38 protein-coding genes and 1 other annotated feature are annotated in these 26,443 nt (G+C 33.3%); of the genes, 1 reads left to right on the top strand and 37 read right to left on the bottom strand.

The features are described 5' to 3' along the window. Positions 1–14: 14 nt before the first annotated feature. From obgE to EDC24_RS01750, 23 genes are all read right to left on the bottom strand, one after another. Positions 15–1,307 (bottom strand): GTPase ObgE, encoded by a 1,293-nt coding sequence (obgE, locus tag EDC24_RS01860; protein WP_124219228.1) that lies wholly within the window; start codon positions 1,305–1,307, stop codon positions 15–17. A gap of 9 nt (positions 1,308–1,316) precedes the next feature. Beyond that, entirely contained in the window at positions 1,317–1,826 is a 510-nt protein-coding gene (locus EDC24_RS01855; RefSeq protein ID WP_124219226.1) for a Spo0B domain-containing protein, read from the bottom strand. Between the two features lie 124 nt (positions 1,827–1,950). Then, positions 1,951–2,235, bottom strand: coding sequence for a 50S ribosomal protein L27 (rpmA, locus tag EDC24_RS01850; protein WP_124219224.1), 285 nt, complete (start codon positions 2,233–2,235; stop codon positions 1,951–1,953). Positions 2,236–2,249: 14 nt separating this feature from the next. Next, on the bottom strand, positions 2,250–2,582 hold the full coding sequence (locus EDC24_RS01845) for a ribosomal-processing cysteine protease Prp (protein ID WP_124219222.1): 333 nt from the start codon (positions 2,580–2,582) through the stop codon (positions 2,250–2,252). A 12-nt stretch (positions 2,583–2,594) separates the two neighbouring features. Beyond that, positions 2,595–2,903: a 50S ribosomal protein L21 gene (gene rplU, locus EDC24_RS01840; protein WP_124219220.1), complete on the bottom strand. Its 309-nt coding sequence runs from the start codon at positions 2,901–2,903 to the stop codon at positions 2,595–2,597. Positions 2,904–2,916: 13 nt separating this feature from the next. Continuing rightward, positions 2,917–2,993: a sequence feature (ribosomal protein L21 leader region), on the bottom strand. A gap of 167 nt (positions 2,994–3,160) precedes the next feature. Beyond that, on the bottom strand, positions 3,161–3,625 hold the full coding sequence (locus tag EDC24_RS01835) for a hypothetical protein (RefSeq protein ID WP_124219218.1): 465 nt from the start codon (positions 3,623–3,625) through the stop codon (positions 3,161–3,163). 29 nt (positions 3,626–3,654) lie between these two features. Beyond that, the gene (locus EDC24_RS01830) at positions 3,655–4,185 is read right to left on the bottom strand and encodes a DUF5412 family protein (RefSeq protein WP_124219216.1); all 531 of its coding nucleotides are present in this window, start codon (positions 4,183–4,185) and stop codon (positions 3,655–3,657) included. A gap of 9 nt (positions 4,186–4,194) precedes the next feature. Then, positions 4,195–4,593, bottom strand: a complete 399-nt coding sequence (locus EDC24_RS01825; protein WP_124219214.1) for an EbsA family protein — start codon at positions 4,591–4,593, stop codon at positions 4,195–4,197. Between the two features lie 34 nt (positions 4,594–4,627). Beyond that, on the bottom strand, positions 4,628–5,026 hold the full coding sequence (locus EDC24_RS01820) for a VOC family protein (RefSeq protein WP_124219212.1): 399 nt from the start codon (positions 5,024–5,026) through the stop codon (positions 4,628–4,630). A gap of 66 nt (positions 5,027–5,092) precedes the next feature. Continuing rightward, positions 5,093–5,560 carry a hypothetical protein gene (locus tag EDC24_RS01815; RefSeq protein ID WP_124219209.1) on the bottom strand — a complete coding sequence of 156 codons (468 nt, stop codon included), beginning with the start codon at positions 5,558–5,560 and terminating at the stop codon, positions 5,093–5,095. 16 nt (positions 5,561–5,576) lie between these two features. Further along, positions 5,577–6,179, bottom strand: a complete 603-nt coding sequence (locus EDC24_RS01810; RefSeq protein ID WP_124219207.1) for a hypothetical protein — start codon at positions 6,177–6,179, stop codon at positions 5,577–5,579. Continuing rightward, positions 6,169–6,675, bottom strand: coding sequence for an HIT family protein (locus tag EDC24_RS01805; RefSeq protein WP_124219205.1), 507 nt, complete (start codon positions 6,673–6,675; stop codon positions 6,169–6,171). The genes EDC24_RS01810 and EDC24_RS01805 overlap by 11 nt, the downstream gene beginning before the upstream one ends. A gap of 89 nt (positions 6,676–6,764) precedes the next feature. Further along, entirely contained in the window at positions 6,765–7,151 is a 387-nt protein-coding gene (locus EDC24_RS01800; protein WP_124219203.1) for a VOC family protein, read from the bottom strand. A 227-nt stretch (positions 7,152–7,378) separates the two neighbouring features. Next, positions 7,379–7,657, bottom strand: coding sequence for a hypothetical protein (locus EDC24_RS01795; protein WP_124219201.1), 279 nt, complete (start codon positions 7,655–7,657; stop codon positions 7,379–7,381). 24 nt (positions 7,658–7,681) lie between these two features. Next, positions 7,682–7,915 (bottom strand): hypothetical protein, encoded by a 234-nt coding sequence (locus tag EDC24_RS01790; RefSeq protein ID WP_124219199.1) that lies wholly within the window; start codon positions 7,913–7,915, stop codon positions 7,682–7,684. 312 nt (positions 7,916–8,227) lie between these two features. After that, positions 8,228–8,632 carry a DUF3221 domain-containing protein gene (locus EDC24_RS01785; RefSeq protein WP_124219197.1) on the bottom strand — a complete coding sequence of 135 codons (405 nt, stop codon included), beginning with the start codon at positions 8,630–8,632 and terminating at the stop codon, positions 8,228–8,230. 74 nt (positions 8,633–8,706) lie between these two features. After that, the gene (locus EDC24_RS01780) at positions 8,707–8,997 is read right to left on the bottom strand and encodes a hypothetical protein (RefSeq protein ID WP_124219195.1); all 291 of its coding nucleotides are present in this window, start codon (positions 8,995–8,997) and stop codon (positions 8,707–8,709) included. 236 nt (positions 8,998–9,233) lie between these two features. Continuing rightward, on the bottom strand, positions 9,234–9,620 hold the full coding sequence (locus EDC24_RS01775; RefSeq protein WP_211342327.1) for a hypothetical protein: 387 nt from the start codon (positions 9,618–9,620) through the stop codon (positions 9,234–9,236). Between the two features lie 43 nt (positions 9,621–9,663). After that, positions 9,664–9,984, bottom strand: coding sequence for a hypothetical protein (locus EDC24_RS01770; protein ID WP_124219193.1), 321 nt, complete (start codon positions 9,982–9,984; stop codon positions 9,664–9,666). Positions 9,985–10,065: 81 nt separating this feature from the next. Further along, positions 10,066–11,061, bottom strand: coding sequence for an alpha/beta fold hydrolase (locus EDC24_RS01765; protein WP_124219191.1), 996 nt, complete (start codon positions 11,059–11,061; stop codon positions 10,066–10,068). Between the two features lie 182 nt (positions 11,062–11,243). Beyond that, on the bottom strand, positions 11,244–12,173 hold the full coding sequence (locus EDC24_RS01760) for an SDR family NAD(P)-dependent oxidoreductase (protein WP_124219189.1): 930 nt from the start codon (positions 12,171–12,173) through the stop codon (positions 11,244–11,246). Positions 12,174–12,219: 46 nt separating this feature from the next. Beyond that, on the bottom strand, positions 12,220–12,804 hold the full coding sequence (locus EDC24_RS01755) for a TetR/AcrR family transcriptional regulator (protein WP_245997940.1): 585 nt from the start codon (positions 12,802–12,804) through the stop codon (positions 12,220–12,222). Positions 12,805–13,002: 198 nt separating this feature from the next. Further along, the gene (locus EDC24_RS01750) at positions 13,003–14,787 is read right to left on the bottom strand and encodes an ABC transporter substrate-binding protein (protein ID WP_124219186.1); all 1,785 of its coding nucleotides are present in this window, start codon (positions 14,785–14,787) and stop codon (positions 13,003–13,005) included. Positions 14,788–14,910: 123 nt separating this feature from the next. Here EDC24_RS01750 and EDC24_RS01745 point away from each other — a divergent pair, with 123 nt between their 5' ends. Next, positions 14,911–15,789, top strand: a complete 879-nt coding sequence (locus EDC24_RS01745; RefSeq protein ID WP_124219185.1) for a DMT family transporter — start codon at positions 14,911–14,913, stop codon at positions 15,787–15,789. A 113-nt stretch (positions 15,790–15,902) separates the two neighbouring features. Here the strand turns inward: EDC24_RS01745 and EDC24_RS01740 are convergent, their stop codons facing one another. The 14 genes from EDC24_RS01740 to EDC24_RS01675 all read right to left on the bottom strand — a co-directional run bounded on the left by EDC24_RS01740 (position 15,903) and on the right by EDC24_RS01675 (position 26,344). Then, positions 15,903–16,382 carry a GNAT family N-acetyltransferase gene (locus tag EDC24_RS01740; protein ID WP_245997939.1) on the bottom strand — a complete coding sequence of 160 codons (480 nt, stop codon included), beginning with the start codon at positions 16,380–16,382 and terminating at the stop codon, positions 15,903–15,905. A gap of 71 nt (positions 16,383–16,453) precedes the next feature. Continuing rightward, positions 16,454–16,936 carry a GNAT family N-acetyltransferase gene (locus EDC24_RS01735; protein WP_124219181.1) on the bottom strand — a complete coding sequence of 161 codons (483 nt, stop codon included), beginning with the start codon at positions 16,934–16,936 and terminating at the stop codon, positions 16,454–16,456. 95 nt (positions 16,937–17,031) lie between these two features. Further along, the gene (locus EDC24_RS01730) at positions 17,032–17,352 is read right to left on the bottom strand and encodes a hypothetical protein (RefSeq protein WP_124219179.1); all 321 of its coding nucleotides are present in this window, start codon (positions 17,350–17,352) and stop codon (positions 17,032–17,034) included. A gap of 116 nt (positions 17,353–17,468) precedes the next feature. Beyond that, positions 17,469–17,966 carry a ribosomal-processing cysteine protease Prp gene (locus EDC24_RS01725; RefSeq protein ID WP_124219177.1) on the bottom strand — a complete coding sequence of 166 codons (498 nt, stop codon included), beginning with the start codon at positions 17,964–17,966 and terminating at the stop codon, positions 17,469–17,471. A 106-nt stretch (positions 17,967–18,072) separates the two neighbouring features. Then, complete coding sequence (locus EDC24_RS01720) at positions 18,073–18,558, bottom strand: immunity 26/phosphotriesterase HocA family protein (RefSeq protein ID WP_124219175.1); 486 nt, start codon at positions 18,556–18,558, stop codon at positions 18,073–18,075. A 229-nt stretch (positions 18,559–18,787) separates the two neighbouring features. Next, entirely contained in the window at positions 18,788–19,633 is an 846-nt protein-coding gene (locus EDC24_RS01715; RefSeq protein WP_124219173.1) for a site-2 protease family protein, read from the bottom strand. Further along, a complete protein-coding gene (locus EDC24_RS01710) occupies positions 19,620–20,387 on the bottom strand; it encodes a M23 family metallopeptidase (protein WP_124219171.1) in 768 nt (255 codons plus the stop codon). Before EDC24_RS01710 ends, EDC24_RS01715 begins: the two co-directional genes overlap by 14 nt. Before the next feature lie 120 nt (positions 20,388–20,507). Continuing rightward, a complete protein-coding gene (gene minD, locus EDC24_RS01705; RefSeq protein WP_124219169.1) occupies positions 20,508–21,305 on the bottom strand; it encodes a septum site-determining protein MinD in 798 nt (265 codons plus the stop codon). A 2-nt stretch (positions 21,306–21,307) separates the two neighbouring features. After that, positions 21,308–21,979 carry a septum site-determining protein MinC gene (gene minC, locus EDC24_RS01700; RefSeq protein ID WP_124219167.1) on the bottom strand — a complete coding sequence of 224 codons (672 nt, stop codon included), beginning with the start codon at positions 21,977–21,979 and terminating at the stop codon, positions 21,308–21,310. Between the two features lie 36 nt (positions 21,980–22,015). After that, positions 22,016–22,546, bottom strand: coding sequence for a rod shape-determining protein MreD (gene mreD, locus EDC24_RS01695; RefSeq protein WP_124219165.1), 531 nt, complete (start codon positions 22,544–22,546; stop codon positions 22,016–22,018). 1 nt (position 22,547) lies between these two features. Next, positions 22,548–23,411, bottom strand: coding sequence for a rod shape-determining protein MreC (mreC, locus tag EDC24_RS01690; RefSeq protein ID WP_124219163.1), 864 nt, complete (start codon positions 23,409–23,411; stop codon positions 22,548–22,550). A gap of 17 nt (positions 23,412–23,428) precedes the next feature. Next, positions 23,429–24,463 (bottom strand): rod shape-determining protein, encoded by a 1,035-nt coding sequence (mreB, locus tag EDC24_RS01685; RefSeq protein WP_124219161.1) that lies wholly within the window; start codon positions 24,461–24,463, stop codon positions 23,429–23,431. A gap of 195 nt (positions 24,464–24,658) precedes the next feature. Next, positions 24,659–25,345, bottom strand: coding sequence for a RadC family protein (gene radC / locus EDC24_RS01680; RefSeq protein ID WP_124219159.1), 687 nt, complete (start codon positions 25,343–25,345; stop codon positions 24,659–24,661). A 153-nt stretch (positions 25,346–25,498) separates the two neighbouring features. Continuing rightward, complete coding sequence (locus EDC24_RS01675; RefSeq protein WP_124219157.1) at positions 25,499–26,344, bottom strand: hypothetical protein; 846 nt, start codon at positions 26,342–26,344, stop codon at positions 25,499–25,501. Between the last annotated feature and the right edge of the window lie 99 nt (positions 26,345–26,443).

The raw sequence follows: 26,443 nt of genomic DNA, 5'->3' as shown, positions 1-26,443 counted from the left end.
GCGGGGTAAACATTTTACTCAATAAATTCAAATTCAAAATCCAATAACCGAATAATGTCGCCATCGGTAGCGCCTCGTTTTCTTAATGCATCATCTACTCCTAGATGTCGCATTTGTCTTGCAAAACGGCGAACCGATTCATCACGATTGAAGTCCGTCATCTTAAAGATTCGTTCAATCGTTTTTCCAGAAATCACAAACGCTCCATCCGGATCACGCATAATCTCAATCGAATCGTCATCTTTTTCAAATTTATATAGCACGCGTTCTTCGGTTTGGGTTTCGTCTTCTTCTGTTTCAAACTGATGCTTTGGAATCTGCTCTAATGTATCTGCAACTGCATAAAGCAGTTCATTCACACCATCTTTTGTAATAGTAGAAATAGGGAAAATCGGATACTCATCATCAATTTTAGCTTTAAATGCCTTAAAATTCTCCTGGGCATTCGGCATATCCATTTTATTTGCCACAACTAATTGCGGACGTTGTAGCATCTTTTCATCATACTGTCTTAATTCTTCATTTATCGTTACGAAATCTTCATATGGATCTCGTCCTTCCAAACCTGACATATCAATTACGTGAACGATAACCCTTGTACGTTCGATATGCCTCAAAAATTGATGACCCAAACCAACACCCGAATGCGCTCCTTCAATTAACCCAGGCAAATCCGCCATGACAAAGCTACGATCATCTTCTGTTCTAACCATCCCTAAATTAGGATGAATCGTCGTAAAATGATACTCTGCAACTTTAGGCTTCGCTGCACTAACAACGGACAATAACGTGGATTTTCCTACGCTTGGAAATCCGACTAATCCAACATCAGCTAACACTTTAAGTTCAAGTGTTACATCTAACTCATCACCTGGTGCTCCGTTCTCAGCTAGTTCTGGTGCGCGATTACGTGCATTCGCAAATCTAATATTACCACGGCCACCGCGGCCACCTTTGGCTATGATTGCACGTTGTTTATGTTCCGTTAAATCAGCGATTAAATCACCAGTCTCAGCATCTCTCACAGTCGTCCCAGGTGGTACAGGTACAACTAAAGGTTCGGAATTCTTTCCGTGCATTCCTTTACTCATACCGTTTTCTCCTCGAGATGCTTTAAAATGTTTTTGATACCTAAAATCCATTAAAGTATTTAAACCTTCATCCACCTCAAAGATCACGTCACCGCCGTTACCACCATCACCACCGGCTGGTCCACCTTTGGGTTCATACTTTTCACGTCTGAAAGCAACTAATCCATTACCACCGTCACCGGCTTTTATATATACTTTCACCTGATCGACAAACATGCTTCTCACCTACCTATAAGAAAATTCAAACGATGTTACTTCTTTGTTATGTTTTACCTCGAGATTAGTTTTTGATAACTTGTCTATATTATTTAATAAGTCTATTCTAGATACATCATATTGGATATACCAACTCTGATTATATTGCACTCGCAATGTAATATGTAATTCTGCTAAAGAACCTAAATTATTTCTCAGGTGATCCATTAACATTTTCCCATCCAAGACGAGTTCTTCATCATAATTCCCAATTGAATGATCATGGCTTTCAATCTCAAATTCAAATCTCGTTTCTCGCTCATTTAATTTCAACTGAATGAGCCAATAAACGAATTGCGGTGCATGAAGGGTTTGAAGCGTCCGTTCTTCCCTTAACTTACTAATCAACCCATCTAATTTCTCTTTTGATAAATCATGCTTATTCATACTTGCATATCCTTGAACTAATTGCAAATCATTCATTAAATCATGTCGATACAATCTTAGTAACGCTAATAATTCCTCAACCTCGACTTTCATCCAAATCCCCCAAGTATCTTTTTTTATATCATACCATAATTTACACTGTGAGAATTCGGCTTAATAATCGATGTTTTAGACAAAATAAAAAGCTGACCCATGAAGGAGTCAGCTTTTTGAAATCTTATTGAGCGACAGGATAAACGCTAACTTTTTTACGGTCACGACCTTGACGTTCGAAACGAACAACACCATCTACTTTTGCAAATAGTGTATCGTCGCCACCACGGCCAACGTTTTCACCTGGATAGATTTTCGTACCGCGTTGACGGTATAGAATAGAGCCACCAGTAACAGTCTGGCCGTCAGCACGTTTAGCTCCTAAACGTTTAGACTCTGAGTCACGTCCGTTTTTAGAGCTTCCCTGACCTTTTTTCTGTGAGAAAAATTGTAAATCTAGACGTAGCATTGACATGCACCTCCTTAATTTTCAGAGATGGATAAATATTGCTTATTATCTCTTTCAATCGTTTGGAATGTAACTAACATTCCTTCTAATAAAGTCTGAGCTTTATCAAAAGCTTCATCAGACATCCCATGAGGTAAGAGCATTTTTAAATAACCACCATCTGACCCTTGCTCAATCTCGGGATCGATCTGACAAAGTTTTATAATTGAATTGACAGTTCCGAATGAAACGGCTGAAACCGCAGCACACACTAAATCATGTCCATGAGGACCACTATTAGCATGTCCCGAAAGTTCAAAACCGACAATCATTTGGTTATGGTTTTTAAATAAATTCAATTCAACCATGTTCAAATACCTTTATGCATTGACTTTTTCAATCGTTACTTTAGTGTATGGCTGACGATGGCCTTGTTTACGCTTGTAGTTTTTCTTTGGCTTATACTTGAAAACGTCAATTTTACGGCCTTTACCTTGTTTTTCAACTTTACCTGTAACAGTTGCGCCATCTACTAATGGAGCGCCAACTTTTACAGAATCGCCACCAACAAAAAGTACTTTGTCAAACGTAACTTCTTCACCCGCTTCAGCATCTAGCTTCTCGATGAATACTGATTGACCTTCTTCTACTTTAATTTGTTTACCACCAGTTTCAATAATTGCGTACATCTTCTGCACCTCCTCAAAGACTAAGACTCGCCATCCGAGGTACTTACCGAGTAAGTTTAAAAAACCTCTTCTGAGCGGTTGTAGCAACGGTGCTACAATTAAGCATAACAAAATAAATCATAGCACGATGTCTAAACGTTTGTCAACCACTTCACGGCTGTTCTTGGTTGTTACCAAAACCTATTTTAAACACCATGAGTTCTTTTTGTAAAGGTTAAATTGTAAGCCATTCATTCACTTAAGATAAGTATAAGTTTCTATTTACCTAACTTTTTATAAACAACCCTAAAATCGTGCTCCCAGTGTATTCCATCATTTGATGTCTCCCATGAGCTTTGTATCACATCACCTGACTCATTAAATTCTCCAAAAAATCGTTGGCAAAAATCTAATTGTGAAAAATCTGATGTATCTCTCCATACTTTCCAGAGATTTTTTTCTAAGCTCATATGATATAAACGAGTTATGCCTCGGGAATCAAAATAATGTTGTATATAGATACCGGCATTAGGATCATAGTCGTAAACAATCGTACTACTCGGGAACTCTGGTTGATTGATATTAGTTCTCTGAACCACAAACTTCTCTTTCTCCATCCAGTCAAATACAGCTTGTCCATTGATCGAATTTGTTTTGAAATGCGGGTGAATCACCTCTAATTCCCATTCTCCTATAAAAAACTCTAATTTCTCTAATTTTTCATCACGAACTGAGTTACCCATGAATAAACACTCCTTTGCTAATAGGGAGACTAATATCCATAAGAACCTCCCTTGTTCAAATTTAAAGTATGATTATTAACCTCTACTGTACTGTCATCTTTCCATTCAACTTCAACTAAATGAGCGGAGTCCTCGTAATAAATACGCTTTTTAAACCACAGTGGTCCATCTAATTCTCCCCTCACACCAAATGAACCTGCTGCACCCGCGTTATAACGGTAAAAATCAATAGTATAATGACCATCAGGTGAATTTACGGTTTTTACATGTTCATTTACACCCGAAAAAATAGCTGTAAATGTTAGCACCACAAATAGTCCGATAGATGTCAATGTTGACAAAGTGATTGTTAACCAGCTTCTCGTTTTTGTAAGCCTATTTCTTTTATCTTCAAGACCAAGAATCCCTAAAGTAAGCGCTAACAAACTAATGATAAATAATATATAATTTGGAGGTGCAATCAGCCAAGTATGATAAATATTTGAATACAATGAGTAGGCTGCTAAACCTATGCAAATAAGTATTAAATAAAAAGACCATGAATTAAATCTGTTTTCCATAAGTATCCCCTATCTAATAATGACTGAGTGAGCTTTAAGTTCTTTTTTGAATTCAACTAAATCTTCGTGTGATATCCAGTCTTTCTTAAGTTTGTATTTACGTTCATCTTCTAGTTGAAGAATGACTGCTTTCTCCAAAAATTCAGCCTCTTCTATTTCATGGTTATTTATCTTCTTTTTGCTCAAAAACCCTCTTAGGTGTATAGTTAGCGAATTATTTCCTAAAGTTAAATAAGTCAAATTCTTCCTCATTAAAAATCCTAATCCTAATAAAATAAAACTGATACCCGAAAGAAAATACGCTGAGGAATAGTAACTGTGTGCACCCCAAAATTGAATGACGGCAAACACAAACGACAATGCTGCAACCCCCTTCCAAAGCGGCCTATCAACAATTTTGATTTCCAATTACTATCCCTCCCACTATTCAGTAACTTAACTATCAGTTAAATGTTCTTTCTAAGTTGTTTTTGATACTCTTCTTTTCTTCGTCCTTATCCAAGTATTCAAAAAATCCAAGGTGGTTACCCCAAGGATCTTTGAAAGTTCCCCATTTAACTGGAACTTCTGGCCTTGAATTTATCTCAAATTTATCAATCTTAAGTTCCTTTATAAGTCTCTCTCTTTCGGATTCAATATTAGAAACACCCAAACGTAATGGACCGTTTCCTTCAGTGGGTTTTCCTTCTGCTATTTGAAGCCAACAACCTGGTATAAGTTCAAATTCTACAAAACCCTCGTGTGGAATAAAATCAGGCTTCTTGTTCAATAAAGTTTCATACCATTTACGCCCTTCATCAAAGTTTGATACACGCACCTGAGTGGTCATTTCAAAAATCATTCAAGGCCTCCTATATTCTATTCAATAAATCTCTTAATTTAGGATTTATAATCTATGGAGATTTTTTTATTCACTAACAAGAAAAGGTTCACCTTTATATTGTAAATGTTCTGCTGATATCGCGATGCTCTTAATAACTTCCCCATTCTCCTTCATTATCGTAATGCCATTAGATAATACTGGATCCACATCTTTATGACCCCTTGATTGCTGATAAAAACCTTCATTAAAAATGATCAATACTGGAATTTCTTGATCATCATAAACGATTTGATTTGTTTCTTCATCATGGGTTGCTTTTCTGTACACTCCACTGCCAATAAGATATGCTTTAGAATCATCGAACTTATTAAAAATACCTGGTGTTGCCTCTTTCGCAAGTTTTGAACTCGGATCAATAAATACTCCTGTACGTTCAAATTCCTCATCAGAATAACCCTCGATCCCTAAGGTGAAATGAGATGTCGCATTATTTTCATGACCACAAGCCATTAATAATAAAAGAAATAAAAGGAATATAGGTTTTAACTTCACATTTTCACCCCTTTTACTAAACTGTCTTGACAATTAATGGATCAAGAAATAATACTCCATAATTTTTGTTTATTTCCTCTATAATCACTTCTAGAATTTCTTCAATTCTTTTTATATTTTCATCTTCATTAGCCCCTGATAAAGCAATAGCATTATCTGAATAGAACATTTCACTCAAATATTTTTGTTGTTCGTTAATTACTTTAGCTAAATTATGTATTCTTTTTTCATCTTTCACTTCATCTCTTGAGACATCACCAATGAACTCTTCAATGATCCAAATGTGTTCTTCGTATTTTAAGTATTCATCCTGACCTCTCCTAATAAATATACGATTTAGATTCTTCCCTATTTCATTTAAACGGTTTGCTTCTTTACCCAAAGAATAAAGATAAAGTTCCTTTTCATCTTCATTCATAGAGGCATCATATTGCGCTAGTTCTTGCGATACATAATGAAGGCTACCAATTAAATCAGTAAATTCATGCCAAACTGTACTGTTGGTTATTTGATTTGATTGTTCAAGCTGTTTATTTAATTCAAAACTCCTATACGCAAAGAAAATATTAGATAGAATTAATACAAATATCATGCCAATTAAAATTTTATTATTTTTCATAATCTCCCCCCCAATTATTTAATTCTTTATTTAGAGAGTTAATTGCTTTTATTACTTCATTAACATTTTCATGGTTGTTCATTTCGTTTCGAGCATAAAGTAAAACAGGTCTAACAGATTCAACAGAACGACCAAAATCATACATCCATTCATATCTTGGCACCATCCAAGTATGAAAATGGTGAGTTGTATCTTCATTATAAAAATAATAAACATACTCAATTCCTAGAACTTCTCTTTGAGCTTGTCTTAATTTTGTTAAAACTTTTATGTAATCTAATTTTTCCTCATCCGTCAACTCATCAAAACATTTGATGTGACGTTTAGAAGCTAATATGATCAGTCCTCTTATTGGATATGCAACATCTTGATGAGCGTGAAAGTGTTCAGTTTCAATTATTACTCCCCCATCTGGTTCAATAAGTCCACTTGTCAGAGCACAACTTAAACACTCTACTTCAATTGTTTTACCATTCGATAGATTTATCTCCCTCATATTTAGCCCCCAACACTTCTTAAAATTATTTCCCCATTAATACAAGAGCAACTGCTCTAATTGAACTATTGCACTGTTAAAGCAAAAGCTTACTTATGTTCAAATGAACCACTGGAACTATTGATTTCACCTAATTCAATTCTGTTTCCATCAGGATCAGTAAATACGGCAATAGTCCCCCAGTCAAACTCAATCTTTTTATTTATAAAAGAAATACCACGTTCTTCTAACCTTTCTACTTCAGTCTTTAATGTGTCTACATCAAAACGAATGACCGTGGGGTTTTGTTCTCTTTGTTTTTCTTGATTTGAAGCAATTCCACCTTGCTCTACCATTAAATAACCATTTGGTAAATCAAATGTAACTAAAGTATCTTTAATATTTCTTATCGGTAATTGCAACACATCTCTATAAAAATCAATACATTTTTCGTACTCTTCAACAAATAGGATTAATCCAAATTCACTAAACTTCATGCAATCCCTCCAGGTTTGTTTAAGTTTCTTTATTTATACTAATTAAACAAACTTTTTAAAATAACCTACATTAAGTCAAGATCTTTCACCTAATGTTAACATAATATTCCAAAAATTTGGTGTTTACAAAAAAAGACGACCATTTAGTGATCGCCCTTTTACTATTTACTCAAGATAGCTTATGTAGGAATTAATATACAGCATTTCGTCTAACTTATGTAGTTCTTCTAAGAACTACCCATGCCTGAAACGACTAGGACAGTTAAGTATAATACGGAAGTAATTACGGAAAAAATAACCGAAATAAAAGATAGAAACTTTTTATCATACGACCGAAAAATACCTAAAAGACCGAATACAAAACTAATTAATAATAAGGATGGTGTCAAAATATTTAAGATAACTCCCCGAACATCCCAACCAGTATAAAACAGCACTGCTGGTAACCAAGCCAGTGTGACACACAATAAACTAATATAGCTAAATGTTTCTCCAGATTTTTGCAAATTAAAACCTCCTAATGATGGATTTTAGAATATATCATAATAACTATTTAAAAAATTATAAACTTTCTTGATATAAAAAGATATCCCAATTAAAGAGACGATACTGCCGCCAATAAATGTTAATAGAGGTATAATACTACTATCTTCTTGATGCACATAGAAGTCTGGCAAACCTATCATAAGAATTTTCCCAATACCAGATAAAGCCATAATAATAAAGCCTGTACAAGTAAATTTAGTAGCAATGTATTTATCCACTTGTGTCCCCACCTTGTTTATTAATTGATTAATAAGACAACTTTCATATCTATTTCTTTAATATTGCTGCCAGTCAGCACTCCAGTTAGTGAATATACAATTAAATTTTCTATTTATTGTACTTCTACAACAAATGTATAAGAAGCTTCCCCTTTTGCCCATTCAGCTTGAAGATGTGAATGCAGCCATGTGGTTGGAGATCGGATCCTTCTGATGTTCAAAGAAAATAGGTAGATCAAGTTCATGGATTTCTCTAAGTGTAACTTTTTTCATAAGGCCACTCCTTATTAAACTATAGCTTCTAAGCTACTTTCATTTTGATACCACTTCTATTATTTCTGCGCCACGTTGAGGAGGGTCTGAATGCAACTCAGGGTATTCCCAATAAACTATAATTTGTGATCCAACGTTTAATTCATTGAACTTTTCTTCTGAAACGTGATAATAAGCACCTTCTTTTTCTTGAGCCATTACTTCCAATTCTATTTTTGTTTTGTCTTTCATGTCGTCTTGGTCGATATTTGGAATTACTAATAATTGTCGTTCTTCATCAATTTGCCTAAATTTTTTCATTACAATAATGCCTTCTTGTTTGAACATATTTTCTTTAATTGATGTAGAAGGACCAAAAATAAACCATAAAGGAAGGGTGATCATGAGCAAAAGTGGAATAAAGATCATAAAAAAACGAACTTCTTGCTTTACATTATTGTTCATTATAATCTCCTCCCCCTAACCCTGATGGGTACTCCACTAACACTCTCAAAAGTTCAAAATAAAATTCTTTAGGTTCATTCATACGTTTCACTACTTCTATTTTCAAAAGGGCTTGTTGGTAAGTTATTAATAACAAAAATAAACAGCGATATTTCAACTATTAATATTGTTGTAGTTGTGATTACTCCCGACCAACCAAAGAAGTTCGATATGTCCATTAATATTAATAAAGGTACAAGGAGAATATATAGTAGCCCTATTACAATAACTACTTTCTTAAAAAGGTTTGAATGATTAACTTGTTCAATCTGAACCATCTGTAAATAAACAATTAATGCAAGCACGGACATTATAATATAATTCATTAACCTCTCCCCTTAATCTTTAGAGGCTCATCAACTAAAGCCCGGATTTTGTGAAAAATAAACTAATTTTAATTAAACTTTATCATTTCATAAAGATCAGGTAATTGTTCAATAAATTTTAACATAATATTCCAACAATTCATTTTAAAAAATATTAGGCAATCAACTTTATGGTTGCCTAGTTCAATTTATGCCTTCCATTAGAATATAAGGATAATCCTAATAATTGACTAAATTCATAAAACCATATTTACAATTTTATTAACCCACTCTGAATCCTCTTTAATGTCCAGTTCATCACATAAGGAACGGTGAACTTTTTTAAATTCAAGAACAATGCTTTTCATAACATTTATAATTTCTTCAGTATCTCTTCCACATTCCCAGGCTTCAAGTAGAGATTTCTGCCAATCCTCTAACTCACTTCTTTTACCTTCGTATTTAGCCCAGTCACCAAACGTATTTGGTTGAATGCCTGCATCCATATACCAGGCAGTTGATATTGATAGTCTTAATTTATCAATGCAGTTCAAAGCATAATAATACTCTTTTCTAATAGCTCTTCTATAGGCTTCATCCCTATAACTTAATATATCAATTACAATTCTATAAGAATTTGTCAATTTCCTCTTAAACAAAAGGCCCCGTTAATTGAATAAGAGAAAGTTAACATTGATTCATTGCTTTCATTTCAATAAAGTTTTCTTCGTTTATCTCCTGCTTCTCACTACTTAAAAGCGATTGGAATGCTTTAAATAGTTCATATATTTCTTCTTCTTCATTAATTAAGTTAATACTTTTTTGGTACTCTTCTTCATCCTTATATTTTGTAATCTCCATCCATTTCGTATTATCCTCCTTGCTTTGAAGATAAGTGGTTTTAAAGTCCAAATATTTTCCATAGATTTCTGACGCTTTTTCTTGAATGCTTATGTATTCGTTCACTTTATCATTTTGGATATGGTATTTATAAACTTTTACAAACATACTTACACCTCCAATTTTCTAGCAAGGGACCTGAAATATTGCATCTAATAATTTAAGAGTAAATAATACTAAAGTTATTTATTAATCAACTAAACTTTTTCCCATACTTAGAACAGCATTTAATAAATTTTGTGGTTGATCATACATAACTGCATGGCTGCTATTCTCTACATTAATTAATTCACTGTCTTTTGAAAGACTTGTTAATTTTTCCTGACTTTCCTTCCATTTTTGATTAATTTTTTCTGATTGCTCCTCCGAAAAACCAAAAGCTTCTGCGCCAGCATCAATATTTTTAGGTGTGATAATCATTAATGGTTTATCTTCAAGTGATTCTAAATTATTTAGCTTCTTAACACTCCTAGGAATTTGTTCAATTTCTTCATCTAACACTTTAAAAAATGGTGCATCATACTGAACCTGTACGTATTTTTCTTTAGAAATAAAATCTGGCATTCCTTTCAATGTATTATCAGCAACTAATCTAATAATTCCTAAATGAGATAGAATTATATTAGTCGATTGGTCTTCCGCGTCAAGAAACTTCTCATTAAATTTAGGAGCAGCTTCTCTAAAGAATTCATTTCGTGAATCAACAAGAATTAGCCCAGAAACTTTTTCAGGATATTTATCAGTAAAATGACGGGCATACACACCCCCATTAGAATGTCCAACAAGAATAATAGGTGTTTCAATTTCAGCATAATTTAGAATTTGGTTAAGGTCTGAAGTTGTAGAATCAAGACTAAATCCATTGCTCGGTGGGTCGCTCCACCCATAACCAGCACGATCATAAGTAATGACCTGAGTGTGCTTTGACAGTTTATCTTGAAATTGAGACCAATCATACGACCAATTACCTGTTCCAGCTTCAATTACTACAGGTGGTAAATTAGACTTTTCTCCTTTAACATTTATATGAAGTTCTCTTTCTTCAAACTTAACCATTACTCCATCTGGTGGATAATTTTCCTCTACATTTTTGTAGCTTAATAACTCATAAACAACCCCACTTAAAAGCAATACAATTACAGTAAGTATTACGATTAAACTCACAATTTTCAATTTTCTCTTCACTCAATTATCTCCTCATCTAAACCGAGTATTTTAAACCTGACATAATGATATTAACATAATATTCCTAAAATTCAATTTAAAGAAATGAAGACGATCAATTAAAAGGACAACACTTTTAAACTAGGGTTGCCCTTTTAATTCATCAATAGATCTTCTTGTCCCAACAGAAAACTATTCTAGATTTATTTTTTCATTGTTTCCAACGTCTTAATTAAGCCTTCCCGATATGGCGTTTTGGGCACTGGACCAATTTCTTTTTCATATTTTTCACCAGATAATACTACCGGCTCTTCGTTTAAATACATCATCTCAACAAATTCCCTCATCATCTTATCAAACAAGCCGTAGACTCGAACCATTCTTTTTGTTATCGTAAAAACTCTTTTGTTATATCCTGTTTCCTCTTTCAAAATTTTTAATATTTCATTACCTGTAATAACACCATACCCTGGGATATTCCAACTTTGTCCAAAGGCATTTTCTTTATTAGCTAATTCTACAATTGCCTTAGCACCATCTGGTGTATATATAAATTCCTTCTTTAAGTATTTCCGACCTATAAAAATACCAGATTTGTTATTGGAAACTCCTTGTAAGGTCTGACCTAGAACGGTGTTTTCAGCATTAGGACCATAAAAATCTGGAAAATGAACAATTAACCAAGGTGTAGCAGAAGACTTTACGATAGTCTCCAGTTTGAGTCGAATAGCACCTTTTTTCGTATGTGGATTTTTAGGTGAATCCTCAGTAATCTTTTCTCCGTTACTTATCCCATAGGCATAAATATTATCAACAACTACAAGTTTACTACCAACTTGTTCAGATGCCTTGACGATATTTGTCATGAGAAATTCTTGTTTGGATGCCCACTCATAATATGGAATATTAACAGAATGAAAAATAACATCCACTCCTTGTGCTGCTTTAACTAATTCCTCATATTGAAATACATCGCCTGGAAAAATTGTAATCCCAGAACGTTTGGCAAATAGTTTCTGTAGCTTTTCTTCAGTTCTTGCAAACGCTACTACTTCCACCCCCTTGCTTTGTAATTCATTAACGATAGAATATCCCATCCCACCTGAAGCACCTAACACTAAAGCTTTTTTCATAAATATCCCCCTTTAATTAACCAGTGGTCAGTTAAGTTTAAAAATTTTATAACTCTAATGATTTTATTAAAAAATCAGCATGAGAATTCACTAGTCCTTCTATTTCATCAAATGATTGTCCGCTTTTAATATAATGAGTAACAAAACCATGAAGAGATAAAAAGATTGACCAAATTCTTTGCAGATTCACCTTTTGAGGATCACATAGTTGATAGACAGCTTTGGCAAAATTTTCATAACTCTGATTTGGCTCTTGATGAATTAAAGTATTTAGCTCATCATCTTTAATTAAGAACATAATCTCATAATAATTTGAGTAGTTTATGCCAAACTTCATGTAGGCTATAAAAACTTCTCTTAATTTCGTTTCATTATTTAACTCCATAGCCATTGTATTTTCTAGTTCTTTATCTAAAGATAGAAAACCTTCTGTAACTATGGCATAAAAAAGACTAGCTTTATTCTTGAAATGATAATAAATAGCTCCGTGACTCACTTTTAATGACGAAGCAATTAAACGCATAGAAACTCCACGATAGCCTTCACTTACGAATAATTCTCTTGCAGTGTCTAAGATATCTTTACGTTCTAGTTGTTGATCAACAGGTTTTCTGGGTGAAATTTTAAGCACCTCCGAAATTAATTAACCACCGTTCAATAAAATATATATTAATATGTTCGAGTTGTCAAATTCATTAAAATATGACTTGTGTGAATTAAATAAATCATCACCTTATTCTTGTAATACTTCCAACTTATTGGATATAATTTAACTTTCTTCTTTAACTCTAGCTCCAGTCAGGTGTTAAACACCATAGTTGGTCATGTATTACCTTAGTTGTTTTCTGTAAAATAAATCTTTAAAAGGAACTAATCCAAAGGTACTTAGAGATACGCCCATTAATTCCTTATCATATAAAGCTTTTTGGTATGTCCAATACAATGGAATAGTAATACAACTTTTACATAATAACGTGTCGATGTTATTTAATACATCTATTCTATTATGCATATTTTCTTGTTCAAAAACTTTATTTAGAGTTCCTTCTATAATTGCCTTATTTTCAAAATCAATGAGATTATTTATAACTCCTGTTTGAGATTCAAACAAATTATAAAGCGAAACTTCTTCCGATTCTTCTGTTACATACTCTGAAAGAATTAAGTCAGCATTTTCTACATTATCTATAAAAGTCGAGAATGGAAGATATTTAGTTTGAATCGTTATCCCATGTTTCTTGCACTCCTGCTGTATCCATTTAGCATCATCACTATGTGGCAGAAGATCATAAGTCATTAAGGTCAATGTTTCTTTTAATGTACCATCAGATGATTCCTGATGATTTTTGCCCGATTGAGGAAATGAACGTTGTTTCATAAATGAACTTGCAGGTTCACTCCTTGGATAACCTAATTCATTTACCATTTTTTCTTTATCAAGTATATCTGACAACTTTCTTCTTAATTCCTCATTCGTTCGTATTTTTTCTTTATTCATATTCCACATAAGATACTTAACGGATAACCTTTTCCTCTCGATATATTGAAATTGTTTATCATGATCTTTCATAGTTGTAAAAGGAATATAAAAGATAGGATCCAAATCAACATATTCTACATTAAGATACTTTTCAATTGAGGGCAGCACAAAAATGGCAATCTCATCAATATGAGCACGTTCCTGAAAATAGTCGTTATGAACTTTAAGTTCAAGAAAATTGGTTTCATTTACTTTGATTTTATATGGACCTGTCCCAATGGGGAGCTTGGAAAACTCTTTTGTTGACTTATTAGCATAATCATTAGGAAGAATTGAGCATTTCGGTGAAGTAAGAAGAAGAAGCCAATGAAAAGAAGGTTTATTAAAAGTAAATTGTACTATGTACTTCCCCATACATTTAATAGCTTTCAAATCTTGAACAATCCATTTTGATGGTGTTACCTTTAACCTTTCAAACGTGAATTTGACATCCTCTGCACAAAGATGTTTTGAATTATGAAACAAAATCCCTTTTCTAAGGTAAAAAGTGAATGTCTTTCCGTCTTGACTTATCTCCCAATAATGAGAAAGACACGGTTCCACCTCTTTTCGCTCTTCGTTATACCGTACTAATGTATTAAATATTTGTTTTACTATATGTCTTTCCGTTTGTCTTTCTGCTTGTGAAGGATCTATGGAGTAGAGAGACCGGAAATAAGGTATTTTTAAATGCTCATATTCATCTGGGACATCTTGAGAAAAATTAATTTTAGTACCAAAAAGCTTATTAATAAACGTATTAATTAGTTGATGACTTTCATTTAATTGGAGATTATTCTCAAACATCGATATGAGACGTTCAATATCTTCCGTTTTTAGTGAATATCTTTCGTAAATCTCAAACATATCTTCGAGTGTTTTTAAAAAAGTAATATTTGTGGTATTTCCTCTTCCTTTTCCTCTAATAATCTTAATCCACTGTTTTTCCTCCATTTTATTCAATATATGAATAACATTACGTTCTGAACATTTCAATTCTATGCTGATTGAATGTCTTGATACACTCGTTGGATAATCAATCTTAATTTCTTCAAAGGTAATAAATAGCTTAATGTAGTATTCAACTAACCTCAATGACGAACCTCCTATTTAAAAAGGTGAAATCTCTATCATTAATTTACACTTTTTATTCTCCTTTTATCAAATATAATTAAAGTAATAAAATGTGACAGTAAATATGATTGGATGGTGAACATAATGAATGATTTACAAAAAGGGCATATATTTAATGTACTCTCAGTACTCATGTTAGCTGTCGGTCCATTATTATCGAAATTTGGACTAATGCAAATTTCCCCTGCTAAAGCAGCACTTATAAATGTGCTAACAATTATAACCGCCTGTTTTTTATTAGGTTTTTTCACTAAAAATTATGTAAAATTTTATTTTGAAAAAGATATTATACTGTTAGCTGTTTTTAATTCTTTAGGCATCATCTTTCTTTTTTTGAGCATTGATTTACTCTCACCAGTGGAGATTGGTTTCCTGGGAAGGTTCTATACGGTGTTTGCTGTAATTTTATCTGTGATTTTCCTCAATGAAAAACTATCTAGAAAAGAATCATTTTTTATCATTTTTGCTATTCTTGGCGCATTTCTTTTTGTTGAAGTAGGTGGTGATTACACCAATAATTTAATAGGTAGCTTTTTCGCTCTTGCATATACATTCTTCTTTGCATTAACAAATATATTTATCAAAAAATCGATATCTAAACAAAAGAGTTCTAATTCTATCATGTTTACTAATAACTGTGTTTCGTTATTCTTTGTATTGATCTATGCACTAATTTTTGGGGAACTTTTTGATGGAAATTATTCATATGAAGGGATCGGATATTTAATTATATCGACACTCTTCGGAGGATTCCTTGGAACATTATTACTATATGAAGCGCTAAAGTATTTACGATTTTCTATCGCGAATGTTACCAGAGCTTTTAGCCCAATATTGCTTGCAGTTATTTCTTATCCCTTTTTCCCAATTGAAATAACAATCAAAAATACCATAGGTGCCTTAATATTGATTATCTCGATTCTCTTGCTAACCGTGGGAGATAAGAAGAAAAACGAAAAATAAAAAATCACTGCAAGACCTATTTAATGTTAAACTAATCTGCTTAGATAGTTGATCAATAAGTATAATTCTTATTGAACTAAATCCTACTATTAATTAGGATATTTTCTTTTTTATCATGTTATTTTATCGGTATTAAACTCTTGAATATACTGTCCATCTTCAAAACGATTTGTGAAATTTTCTTTAGTAATTTCTTTTATCAATCCATGCCAAAAAGCATAAGCAGGTCGGTTACTTTCTATCTGAGTGATTTTCCAATCACCAGGAAACATTTCAAACAATTCTTTAGCAATTTTCTTGCCGTAGCCATTGCCACTATGTTTTGCCATAATAAAAAACTCTTCTATTGAATTGGGTTTTGATACTGTTGCACTTTCCACAAGTCCAAATCCAATTAACTCGTTGTCTACCTTTATAAAATAAGCATGAAAATTATCACTATCCCAATATTTTTCTAATATAAATGGCTTGTACACACCATCTTGTTCCAATCGAATGTCAGGAATGTATTTGCTAAATTCATATATGTAAAATTGCATAATATTATGTAACACATCTTCTTCCTCTGCCTTTACCTTTTGTAAATATAACATTCTATCTTTCCCTTCATATTTATGCGCTATTTACCTCCCCAGATTATTAAAGAAGAGTTTTTTGGTTTTCATTAAGATTCAATGGAATAAATTGCTTGCTCGGCTCCAAATCTCATAATTGTTCGTTCTGGTTTCATACCTACTCTCTCTAATAGCTTACAAGAAGGTTTATTTGCGGTTTGTGTTTCAGCAACTACTTTTGAAAGGTTTAATTCATTTAAAGCAAAACTAATGATCATCTGAACTACTTCAGTGGCATAACCATTTCCCCACCAATACGGTAAAAATTGATATGAAATTTCGAGGTGAATATCGTCGTGATAAGGGTCAAGAGAAACTAACCCAATAAAATTTTCTTCTTGTTTTTCTCTAACAACCCAGTAAAAAGAGTCAACACTTGAATTATGCATTTCGTCTAATTCTACTTTAATCGAATTTTCCTGACGTATGCCCCCAAGAAATTTTCTTACTTCCTGGTTCACAAATAATTTTTTCACATCATCATAATCCGATTTTTGAAAGGTATTAACAAAACATCTTTCTGTTTCAAACAAGTAATATCCTCTCCTAAAAATGATTAACAATAATTATTGATTACGATTCTTAATTTGGTGTATAAATAAAAGGACAATTTATTGGAGTAAGAATTTTAACACGAATTTATTTCTTTCATTTCTACAAAGTCTTCTTCGCTTATCTCCCGTTTCTCACTACTTAAAAGCGTTTGGAATGCTTTAAATAGGTCTTGTATATCATCCTCTTCGTTAATTAAATTAATACTTTTATGGTATTCTTCTTCATTCTTATATTTTGTAATCTCCATCCATTTCGTACTATCCTCTTTACTTTGAAGATAGATAGTATTAAAGTCCAAATATTTTCCATAGATCTCCGCAGCTCTTTCTTGTATGCTTATGTATTCATTCACTTTATCATTTTGGATATGATATTTATAAACTTTTACAAACATTCATTTCACCTCCATTTTTAAAATTAGCTCTTGCCACATTTTTTAAGCAAAGTGTAAACTTCCTTGTTTAACTATTGCCACCTTTAGATGAATAAACTCAACACTTCATTATATATTTATTTATTATCACTAATTTCCATTACTTTGAAGTATTCATCCCCATACTCTTGCTCAATTTGCTTTAACCCAAGCTTTAACGATTTTATTAATACTATTGATTTTTCTTTATCAACTTCACTACCAAAATTGTTCATTTCTATTTCGATAGAAGGTAATCCATTTATAGGTTCATGGTTAAAACTTAATTCATTATCTGTAAGTTCATTTAGTGAATTTACTGTGTTTATAGTCAAAACTGATATCGCAGATGCTAAGATGTCGGTACCGTATTCAGAATAATTAGTTTCACCATTCACAATGACTCTATATATAAAATCATTACTATTCTTTATAAACAATGCCGTAACACCATCGTTTGAATTATAATCCTCTATATTTATAGTTGTATCTCCCTTTTCAATTTGACCATTAAAATTTTCATTATTACAACCACTCATAAACATTATTGTTGTAATTATATAAATTAACCCAAGTTGATATTTTTTATTTTTCATAATATTATTAACTCCCCCGTTAACAAATTTCAATTAATTTGAGATCTTAATCAAATATAAGTCATTAAGCACTTTATTTTCTTTTTCACCTTTAGCCACTGTTACATTAATAGTCACCTTCATGATAAAGGTCAAAAACCTTCTTTACTGAATATCCAACCGAACCATAACTCCCTATACCAAAATCTTCATGTATAGCTGGAACGTGATCTAATCGTTCACCTTCTTCATCTACATAACCTTTAATTTTTATGTCCCAGAATCCAAAATCGATATTTTTTTCTTCCTCTAAAACAGACTGTATATCTACTGTTTGGAAGTAGCCTTTCAACCAACCTTGGTTATTAACTATCTGCGGTGGTATTAGAAGTTTATTAGGATTTAGTTCCTCTGGAATATCAACTTCTTTTGAGTGTTGGTTATAGATGTAAATTAGGTTCATTCCTTCCACCATAAGATTTTTACTTGGAAGTTTTGTTCTAATTACTTTCCCATAGTCAAAAGTATTTTCAAAAGGCTGTATTACAAAAACTTCACCTTCTTTTCTTCGCTTTCTTGAAGGCTGCATTTTAACTAATAAATCAAATCCCATCGCTACCAACCCTTTAATAAAGTTAAATTATCATAACGGAATAGCTCTGTTTCTTATTGAACTATACTGCCCTGTTAATTTAAGTACACCTTTTCACAATCTTATAAAAATAATATTTTAATTATTCTAACACAAATTTCTATTCCATATATTTGAAATTAACAAAATAAAACAAGTGAATTCTTAGTCGAACTCACTTGTTCTAAAGATATTATTTTGTTTTGGTAAGTTAAGCACCTTTTGAAGATAGTTTTGAGATGGTGAGGTGAGGTTGTTGGTATGTAAATAAGGCGCGCAAGCAATCCTCTTCAGATATCGGTGTTCTTTTGTCATTTACATAAATGTAATGATAATGATCTTTTTTAAAATGTTTAACTATGTCGTTGATCCGGGCTTTGGGTTGTGCTTTTAATAACTCAATTTCGCTCATGTGTTCTTGTCGAACGAGGTAGCGTGCTAATAAATGCTTAAGCAATATGATATGTTTGTTTTTCCATAACAGCCAATTATCGAACACTAAAAACACCGACAAAAATAATAAATGAATACTTGTCCAATTAATGCTCAGTAAGCCGATATTTATGAGGACAATTATTACCATTGAGAAAAGTGACATACAAATTAATGATTGGTGAAAAGAGACCATCTTATTTAATCCGATGAAAACTAATTTTCCACCATCTAACGGCATAATGGGAATTAAATTAAACAATAAAATGATGGTATTAATCCAAAATAATCGATCAAGTAAAACATGCTCAAATCCGTTCATACTTATAATCCATAAAACGATGTAAATCCATATATGTTGGATTGGCCCTGCAATTGTAACCATAAATTCTTCCCTATTAGGTCGAGTATAGAAATCTTCCGTTTCCATTACGCCGCCAAATGGCCATATCATAAGTCTGGTAATATTCCACTTATAGTACCTAGCAGCGGCATAATGACCGAGTTCATGAATGGAAATAATAATAAAAAAAGAAATTAATTCAATAAACATCCCTAAAAAATAACTTGCTACTAATAATAGTAGCAATAAGGGATGAACCTGAATGATTTTATTCTGAAACATTGGTATCGCCTAAAATATATTGTAAGGGATCCACATAATGGCTACCTTCTTGAACTGCAAAATACATATTCGTGTAACCCATTAAGTCATCTGGTTCAACCTGTGCAATGGCTTGTCCAGGCGAAACAAATTGATAGTGAAAAACATCAATTGTATCTAGATTACCATAGACCGATTTGGTTCCATCATCGTGTTGTAAAATAATCGTGTTGCCTGTTTCAGATTTTTGGCCGGCAAATAATACAGTTCCACGATCCAAAGGATAAACTGTCTTACTTTCACTTACTTCAATATAGACACCATCTTCATAGTTTCTAACATGGTCCATTTGAAGTCCACTTACGGGGACCGATTCCTGACTTTGACTAACCATTCGCTCTTCATCTCTGCCAAATGATAAAAGTGGTGTCGCAAAATGTTCGTCATACCAGGCTTGTACTGTCGCAAAGGGTAAATCTTCTGTCATGGCGTCATGAACGTAAGGCTTTATTTGATTTAATAATGGTAATTGTGTTTGATATATAAATAGTGTTAAAAACACAATGATGGCGGAAGCTAAAAACCGAGATAGTAACTTCACTGTTCTAGGAGGTCGAATTTCACTTGAATCTACTTTTGGCATCGATGTATATCCATGGCGTTCTTCATCATCTAACAATGAGCTATGTGAATAATTTGAAGGTCTATTAGGCATTTTACGTTTCATTTTTCGTTTAGCTATATTACTTCTTATTTCTTCTAATTTTCGATTCATGTCTCACCATTCCCTTTCTATTTTGTACTAGCTTATTCAGGGAATGTGAAAGATATGATAGGACGCCATAAATTAATAGACCATAAAAAAAGCAACACTTATGTAAGTGTTGCTCGAAAATCATTTCATCCCTAATAATTTTTTAACTTTCGTTACAAATCCTTTGTCGTCTTCTAATGACATTAATGGAACTGATTCTCCTAGTATGCGTCGGGCGATGTTTCGATAACTAATCGATGCTTTTGTGTTGGGTTGGAATGCGACTGGCTCACCATGGTGCGAGGCTCGAATCACGTCCTCATCATCTAAAATGATGCCCAGTAGCTCAATGGATAATGTCGAAACAATTTCATCTACATTTAACATATCACCACTATCTACCATATGTTTACGAATTCGATTAACAATTAAAAACGGCGGATCACTTAAACCTTCCTGTTCCAACAATCCGATGATACGATCGGCATCACGAATACTTGATTTTTCTGGAGTTGAAACTACAATTGCTTTGTCTGCACCAGCGACTGCATTTTTATAGCCCTGCTCTATACCTGCTGGTGAATCTATTAAAATATAGTCATAATCTGGCTTTAATTGCTCAATTAAATCTGAGAGTGCTTCAGGCGTTACTTCATTCTTATCACTTGTTTGTGCAGCAGGCAGTAAATGCAAGCAATCAAATCGTTTATCTTTTACTAATGCCGATTGAAGTTTACAACGCCCTTCAATTACATCTATTAAATTAAAGATGATTCGGTTTTCTAAGCCTAAAACAACATCCAAATTTCTTAGACCAATATCTGTATCTATTAAACAAACTTTTTGATCCATTAACGCTAGAGCTGTTCCGATATTAGCTGTTGTCGTCGTCTTTCCAACGCCACCTTTTCCAGATGTGATTACGATTGATTCACCCATATTTACAATCCCCTTTCAAATACATCCAATAAGTTTGGACGAATTTTTTGTAAGTGCTGCATTTGATTCAATTCAATTTGTTCGGTTGTTGGATTCACATATGCAAATTCACGCGGAGATCCCTCCACATCATAATCTGGAGCTCGACTAATCTTATTCGCAATTCTAATTTGATTTGGATGCATAAAGGAGGCAGCGACAATACATTGAACATCTCCTTCTATCCCTGCATGTGCTATGCCTCTTAATTTTCCTAATACAAAGATATTCCCGGTTGCTTCAACTGTCCCACCAGGATTTACATCGCCAATGATTAAGGCATCCCCTTTGACAGAATGTATCTGTCCTGAACGGATGGTCTTCATAACTGTTTTGACTGTCGATTTTTCAAAAAGGTCATGTGCTTCCTCTCTAGTCATTACATATGAATCTATACTTTTAATAGATAAATGGTTATAGTGTTTGATTATTTCCTCTATTTCTTGACGTTGTGTCTCAGTTAAATATCGATACTGACTATGTATGGATATTTCGGTATTCCCTGATGATGTATTTGAGGTTAATTTTTCTTCTAGTTCTTGTAACACTTGTTCAAAAGAGCATTGATCGTCTAAGTATACAACGATTCCATGATTGGTACCCTTCATCGTTACAAAGTGATTCCATTCTGACATATAGGTACACCCCAATTTTCTTCCGTACATTAATAATTACTTCATCTGTTCGTCGACTTCCTGCCATTTTATTAAACGTTTTGTAAAAACCGGATAGATTATTAACAAGAACAATAAGTTAATTAGCGTTGTTGGAATTAGTCTTATTTGAACGAAGTCACTTATTACCATGTCAACTTGCCCAACAATTGTATAAACGGCAAATAACACAAACTCTGCTATAACTAGGCCTACAATAGATAACACGATGGCTACGAATAGGTTTTGCTGTAGAAGCTTATTTAGTAAATGGATCACGTACAATGAGCTTCCATAAGCGAGTAAATACACCCCGAGTAAATCCGTGTAAACTAATTCTGTTAGAAAGCCGAAAATAATCCCATTCATTAACCCATGATACGTTTTACCTTGGTCATAAAACAGTAAGATCAAAATGGAAAAAATTAATATCCAATGCGGGATATATAGCAATTCGGATTGCATTACGCTATTAGGCAGAAACTGAATCGCAACACTCTCTAATACTAAAAAGATGATTAACCATAAAGGCAGATAGAGGAATCTCATACTATTCCTCCTCCCCTTCAAACACAGCTGACTGGATATCCCGATCAATTACCATGACATTATCAATATCCAGTAGTTCAGCCGCTGGTTCAACGTGAGCAACTTGAGTCAGCCCATATTGATCTAATTCAACAGACGTTACTTCGCCTATTAGGAGACCTCTTGGAAATACGCCTCCCATACCTGAGCTGATAATAGTTTGTCCTACCTCAAGCTCTCCACTGTCCGTCATTTCTCTAAAGACTAACTGATCAGTCTCTTGGTCATAACCTTCAATTAAACCAAAAATATCCTCATTCCCATCAACTACAACAGAAATTTGATAATCCACATCAAAACCACTTAATAATTGGACAGTAGATGTAAGTTGAGAGGAGCCAACAACTTTACCAATCATGCCTTCAGGTGTTGCAACGGCCATATTTGGTTCTACACCGTGCATTCTGCCTTTGTTGATTTTAACTTGTTCAAACCACTGTTCCGGGCTCCTTGAAATGACTGTCCCTTTAATTGGTGAATAATCTCGTATTGACTCTTCCATTTCTAACATAGATTTTAACTCATTATTTTCTTTTTCTAATTCATTAACACGTGATGCAATACTTTTATAATCCTGCAATTCTTGTTTTAGTACTTGATTTTGATTGTGGACATCACGTATTTCACCAATTTCATCAAAAAAATCAATCACATAATTAACGGGTTGATAAACAATGTTTTGAAAAAAACCAACAGTATCTGAAATAAATTGAACACCTATATTCGATTGTTCATCCGTTCTCAATGAATATCCGATAATAGCGACAATAAGAATAATGCTTGTAAATAAGACAATTAGTTTTCTTTTTCTAAAAAACGAAGGCATATATGTAGCACCTACTCTTAGTTAAGTATGTTTCTTCGTGCGATGTTAGGAGAATTTTTAAAGTGATCGAGTTGATCTAACGATTTCCCTGTACCAATAGCAACACAATCTAATGGATTGTCAGCCACAAAAACAGGTATTTTAGTTTTCTCTCTTATAACATCATCTAAATGCGTTAATAACGCTCCTCCTCCAGTTAAGACTATTCCACGTTCCATGATATCTGCCGATAGCTCTGGAGGTGCTGATTCTAATGTTTCTGTAATGACTTCAATTATATCATTTATTGTATCTGAAATGGCATCAACCACTTCATGATTAGAAATGTTTTCACTTTTAGGCATACCAAATATAGCATCTCTTCCGTGAATTTCTAGCTCTAAAGTTGATTCCGACTTTTTAGCTGCACCAATTTCTTTCTTGATCTTTTCCGCAGTAGAATCACCAATGATTAAATCTTTTTCTTTTCTTACATAATACATGATTTGTTCATCAATCTCATCCCCTGCAGTACGAATGGATTGACTCGTGACGATTCCACCTAAGGATATAATCGCGACTTCTGTGGTACCTCCACCAATATCAACGACCATATTTCCAGTAGGTTCCCAAACGCTTAATCCTGCTCCGATAGATGCTGCAAAAGGCTCTGATATTAAATAAACGTTTTTAGCACCAGCTTGTTTCGTTGCATCTGTAACCGCTCGTTCTTCAACCATCGTAATACCAGATGGTACACATACCATAACGTTGGGTTTTCCAAACCAAGAATGGTTTTTTAATTTTCCGATATAATATTTCATCATAGAAGATGTTGTATCATAATCTGCAATGACTCCGTCTTTCATAGGTCGGATAACTGATATTGACTTCGGTGTCTTTCCGATCATTCGCTTAGCTTCATTTCCGACTGCTGTAATTTCCCCCGTATGATTATTCATGGAAACAACTGATGGTTCTCTAAGAACAATTCCTTTTCCTTTAACAAACACCAGGGTATTGGCTGTCCCTAAATCAATTCCAATATCTTTCGTGAAAATAGATGAGCCCATTACAATCTTCCTCTCCGCTGTCTGCTATTCTTATATTTAAAAATATGTAATGGCTTCTTAAAACATGAATAAGCGCCACGATAATGTCTTAGACAACTTTGGCGCTTAAGTCAGTTCTATTTAATATTATACGAAAAATGATAGAAAATAGATAGAGCTAAAGAAGGCAAAAATTGTGGGATAATGTAACTAATTTTATAAATAACCCTTTTCTTTTAATGAAATATAACGTTGATCACCAATGACAAGATGATCTAGTAGCTCAATTCCTAATACTTTACCAGATTCAAAGAGACGTTTAGTAACTTGAATATCTTCATTAGAAGGCGCGGGGTCGCCAGACGGATGGTTATGTGCGCAGATCACAGATGCCGCAGAGCGTTTGATTGCTTCTTTAAATACTTCTCGAGGGTGTACGATAGAAGAGTTTAAGCTTCCGATAAAAACAGTTTGACGATGAATAACTTGATTCTTTGTATCTAAATAAATCGCAACAAAATGTTCTTGCTTCAAATCCCTCATTTCTTCCATCAAGAAATTCGCCCCATCTTCGGGACTGCGAATCGTATATCGATCGCCAATTTTAAAGTTATGTAACCTCCTACCAAGTTCAATGGCCGCGATTAATTGAACAGCCTTTGCCTCGCCAATTCCTTTTATATTGGTTAATTCATTAATATTTGCATCTTTTAAAAGTGATAAACCTTCACAATGAACTAACACCCTAGTTGCCAGTGACAAAGCAGACGTCCCCTTCGTACCACTACCAATTAATATAGCGATTAACTCTTGATTAGATAATGCATGTGGCCCTACTTGTATGAGGCGTTCCCTAGGTCGATCATCTTTTGGCACATCTTTAATAAAAATCATATCTTCCATTCAAATCTCTCCTTTGATTGGTGCAATTAAAATTAGTTTACCTATTTAAATTGTTTGTCACAAAGCATAGAAAAACACGATTTCCTATAAAGAAAATCGTGTTTTTTACCCCAAAATTGCAATAAAATGATTATTTTTTAAGAGAAAATTAAATTAGGCTAAAGAATCATAAAATATATGCATATTTAACAGAATCGTATGTTGATAAATAGTTCTCAATGTTTGATTCGTATTTTCTGCTTCAGTCGTTAATTGTTTTATCTGCTCCAATGATTCAGAGTTTTGGTATGCTTTAGGTTGCTGATCTAACCAAGCATTAACCTCATCAACCCATGATTTATCAATACCAGATTGAACAGATTCAATTAAACTTTTCCCTTCGTTTAACCAGGTGAACTCATTTTCACTCACATCTAACTGAACCGCATCAAAATTCCAAGTTTTATAGAAAAAGTCATCCATATAAACTAAATCATTTGATTCAAACCAATTCGTAATATCGTCTTTATTTTGTTCAGATAAAACTAAATGACTAATGACCAAAAATTGACCATTTTCCTCTTGTACAACAGCCGGAACCGAGAGTGGATTTAATGAATCGCTAACTAATTCATCGGCATTTGCTCGATTTGAAAAGACTCCAAATTGAATGACATCATAAGCTTCAGCTGCCTTTTCAAAAGTCGTAGATGAAGAATCCTCATTTCCCTCTTCATTTGAATCATTTTCCTCGTCATCATCACCAACTGTGCTTACAGGAACATCATCTTCAGCTCCTGGTGTCATATCAGAGAAAAAGTAAATGATTCCTGCCCCAAAAATAACACCTAACAATAAAGCAAGCATGATCGGTTTAAGAATTTTAGGGAGCATTATACGGCCAGAATTTCCAAATTTCTTTGAGTTACCTTTAGGCGTTAAAAAATATTCCAAGTCATGTTTTTGATCGGATTCATTATTTTGATTCATCGTGACTCTTACTTTTTTACGCTCGTCCATTTTCTAACCACCTTACCTCATGATGCATTGAGGTTATCATAATTCAAGCGCAAAATAAGTTAAAACTTGTCATATACGTTCGACAAATTTATTAATGTT

The organism is Aquisalibacillus elongatus, from assembly GCF_003843875.1.
Classification (GTDB): domain Bacteria; phylum Bacillota; class Bacilli; order Bacillales; family Alkalibacillaceae; genus Aquisalibacillus; species Aquisalibacillus elongatus.
Note: the sequence above shows the minus strand (reverse complement) of the source record. Positions and strands in the feature narration are given on the sequence as shown.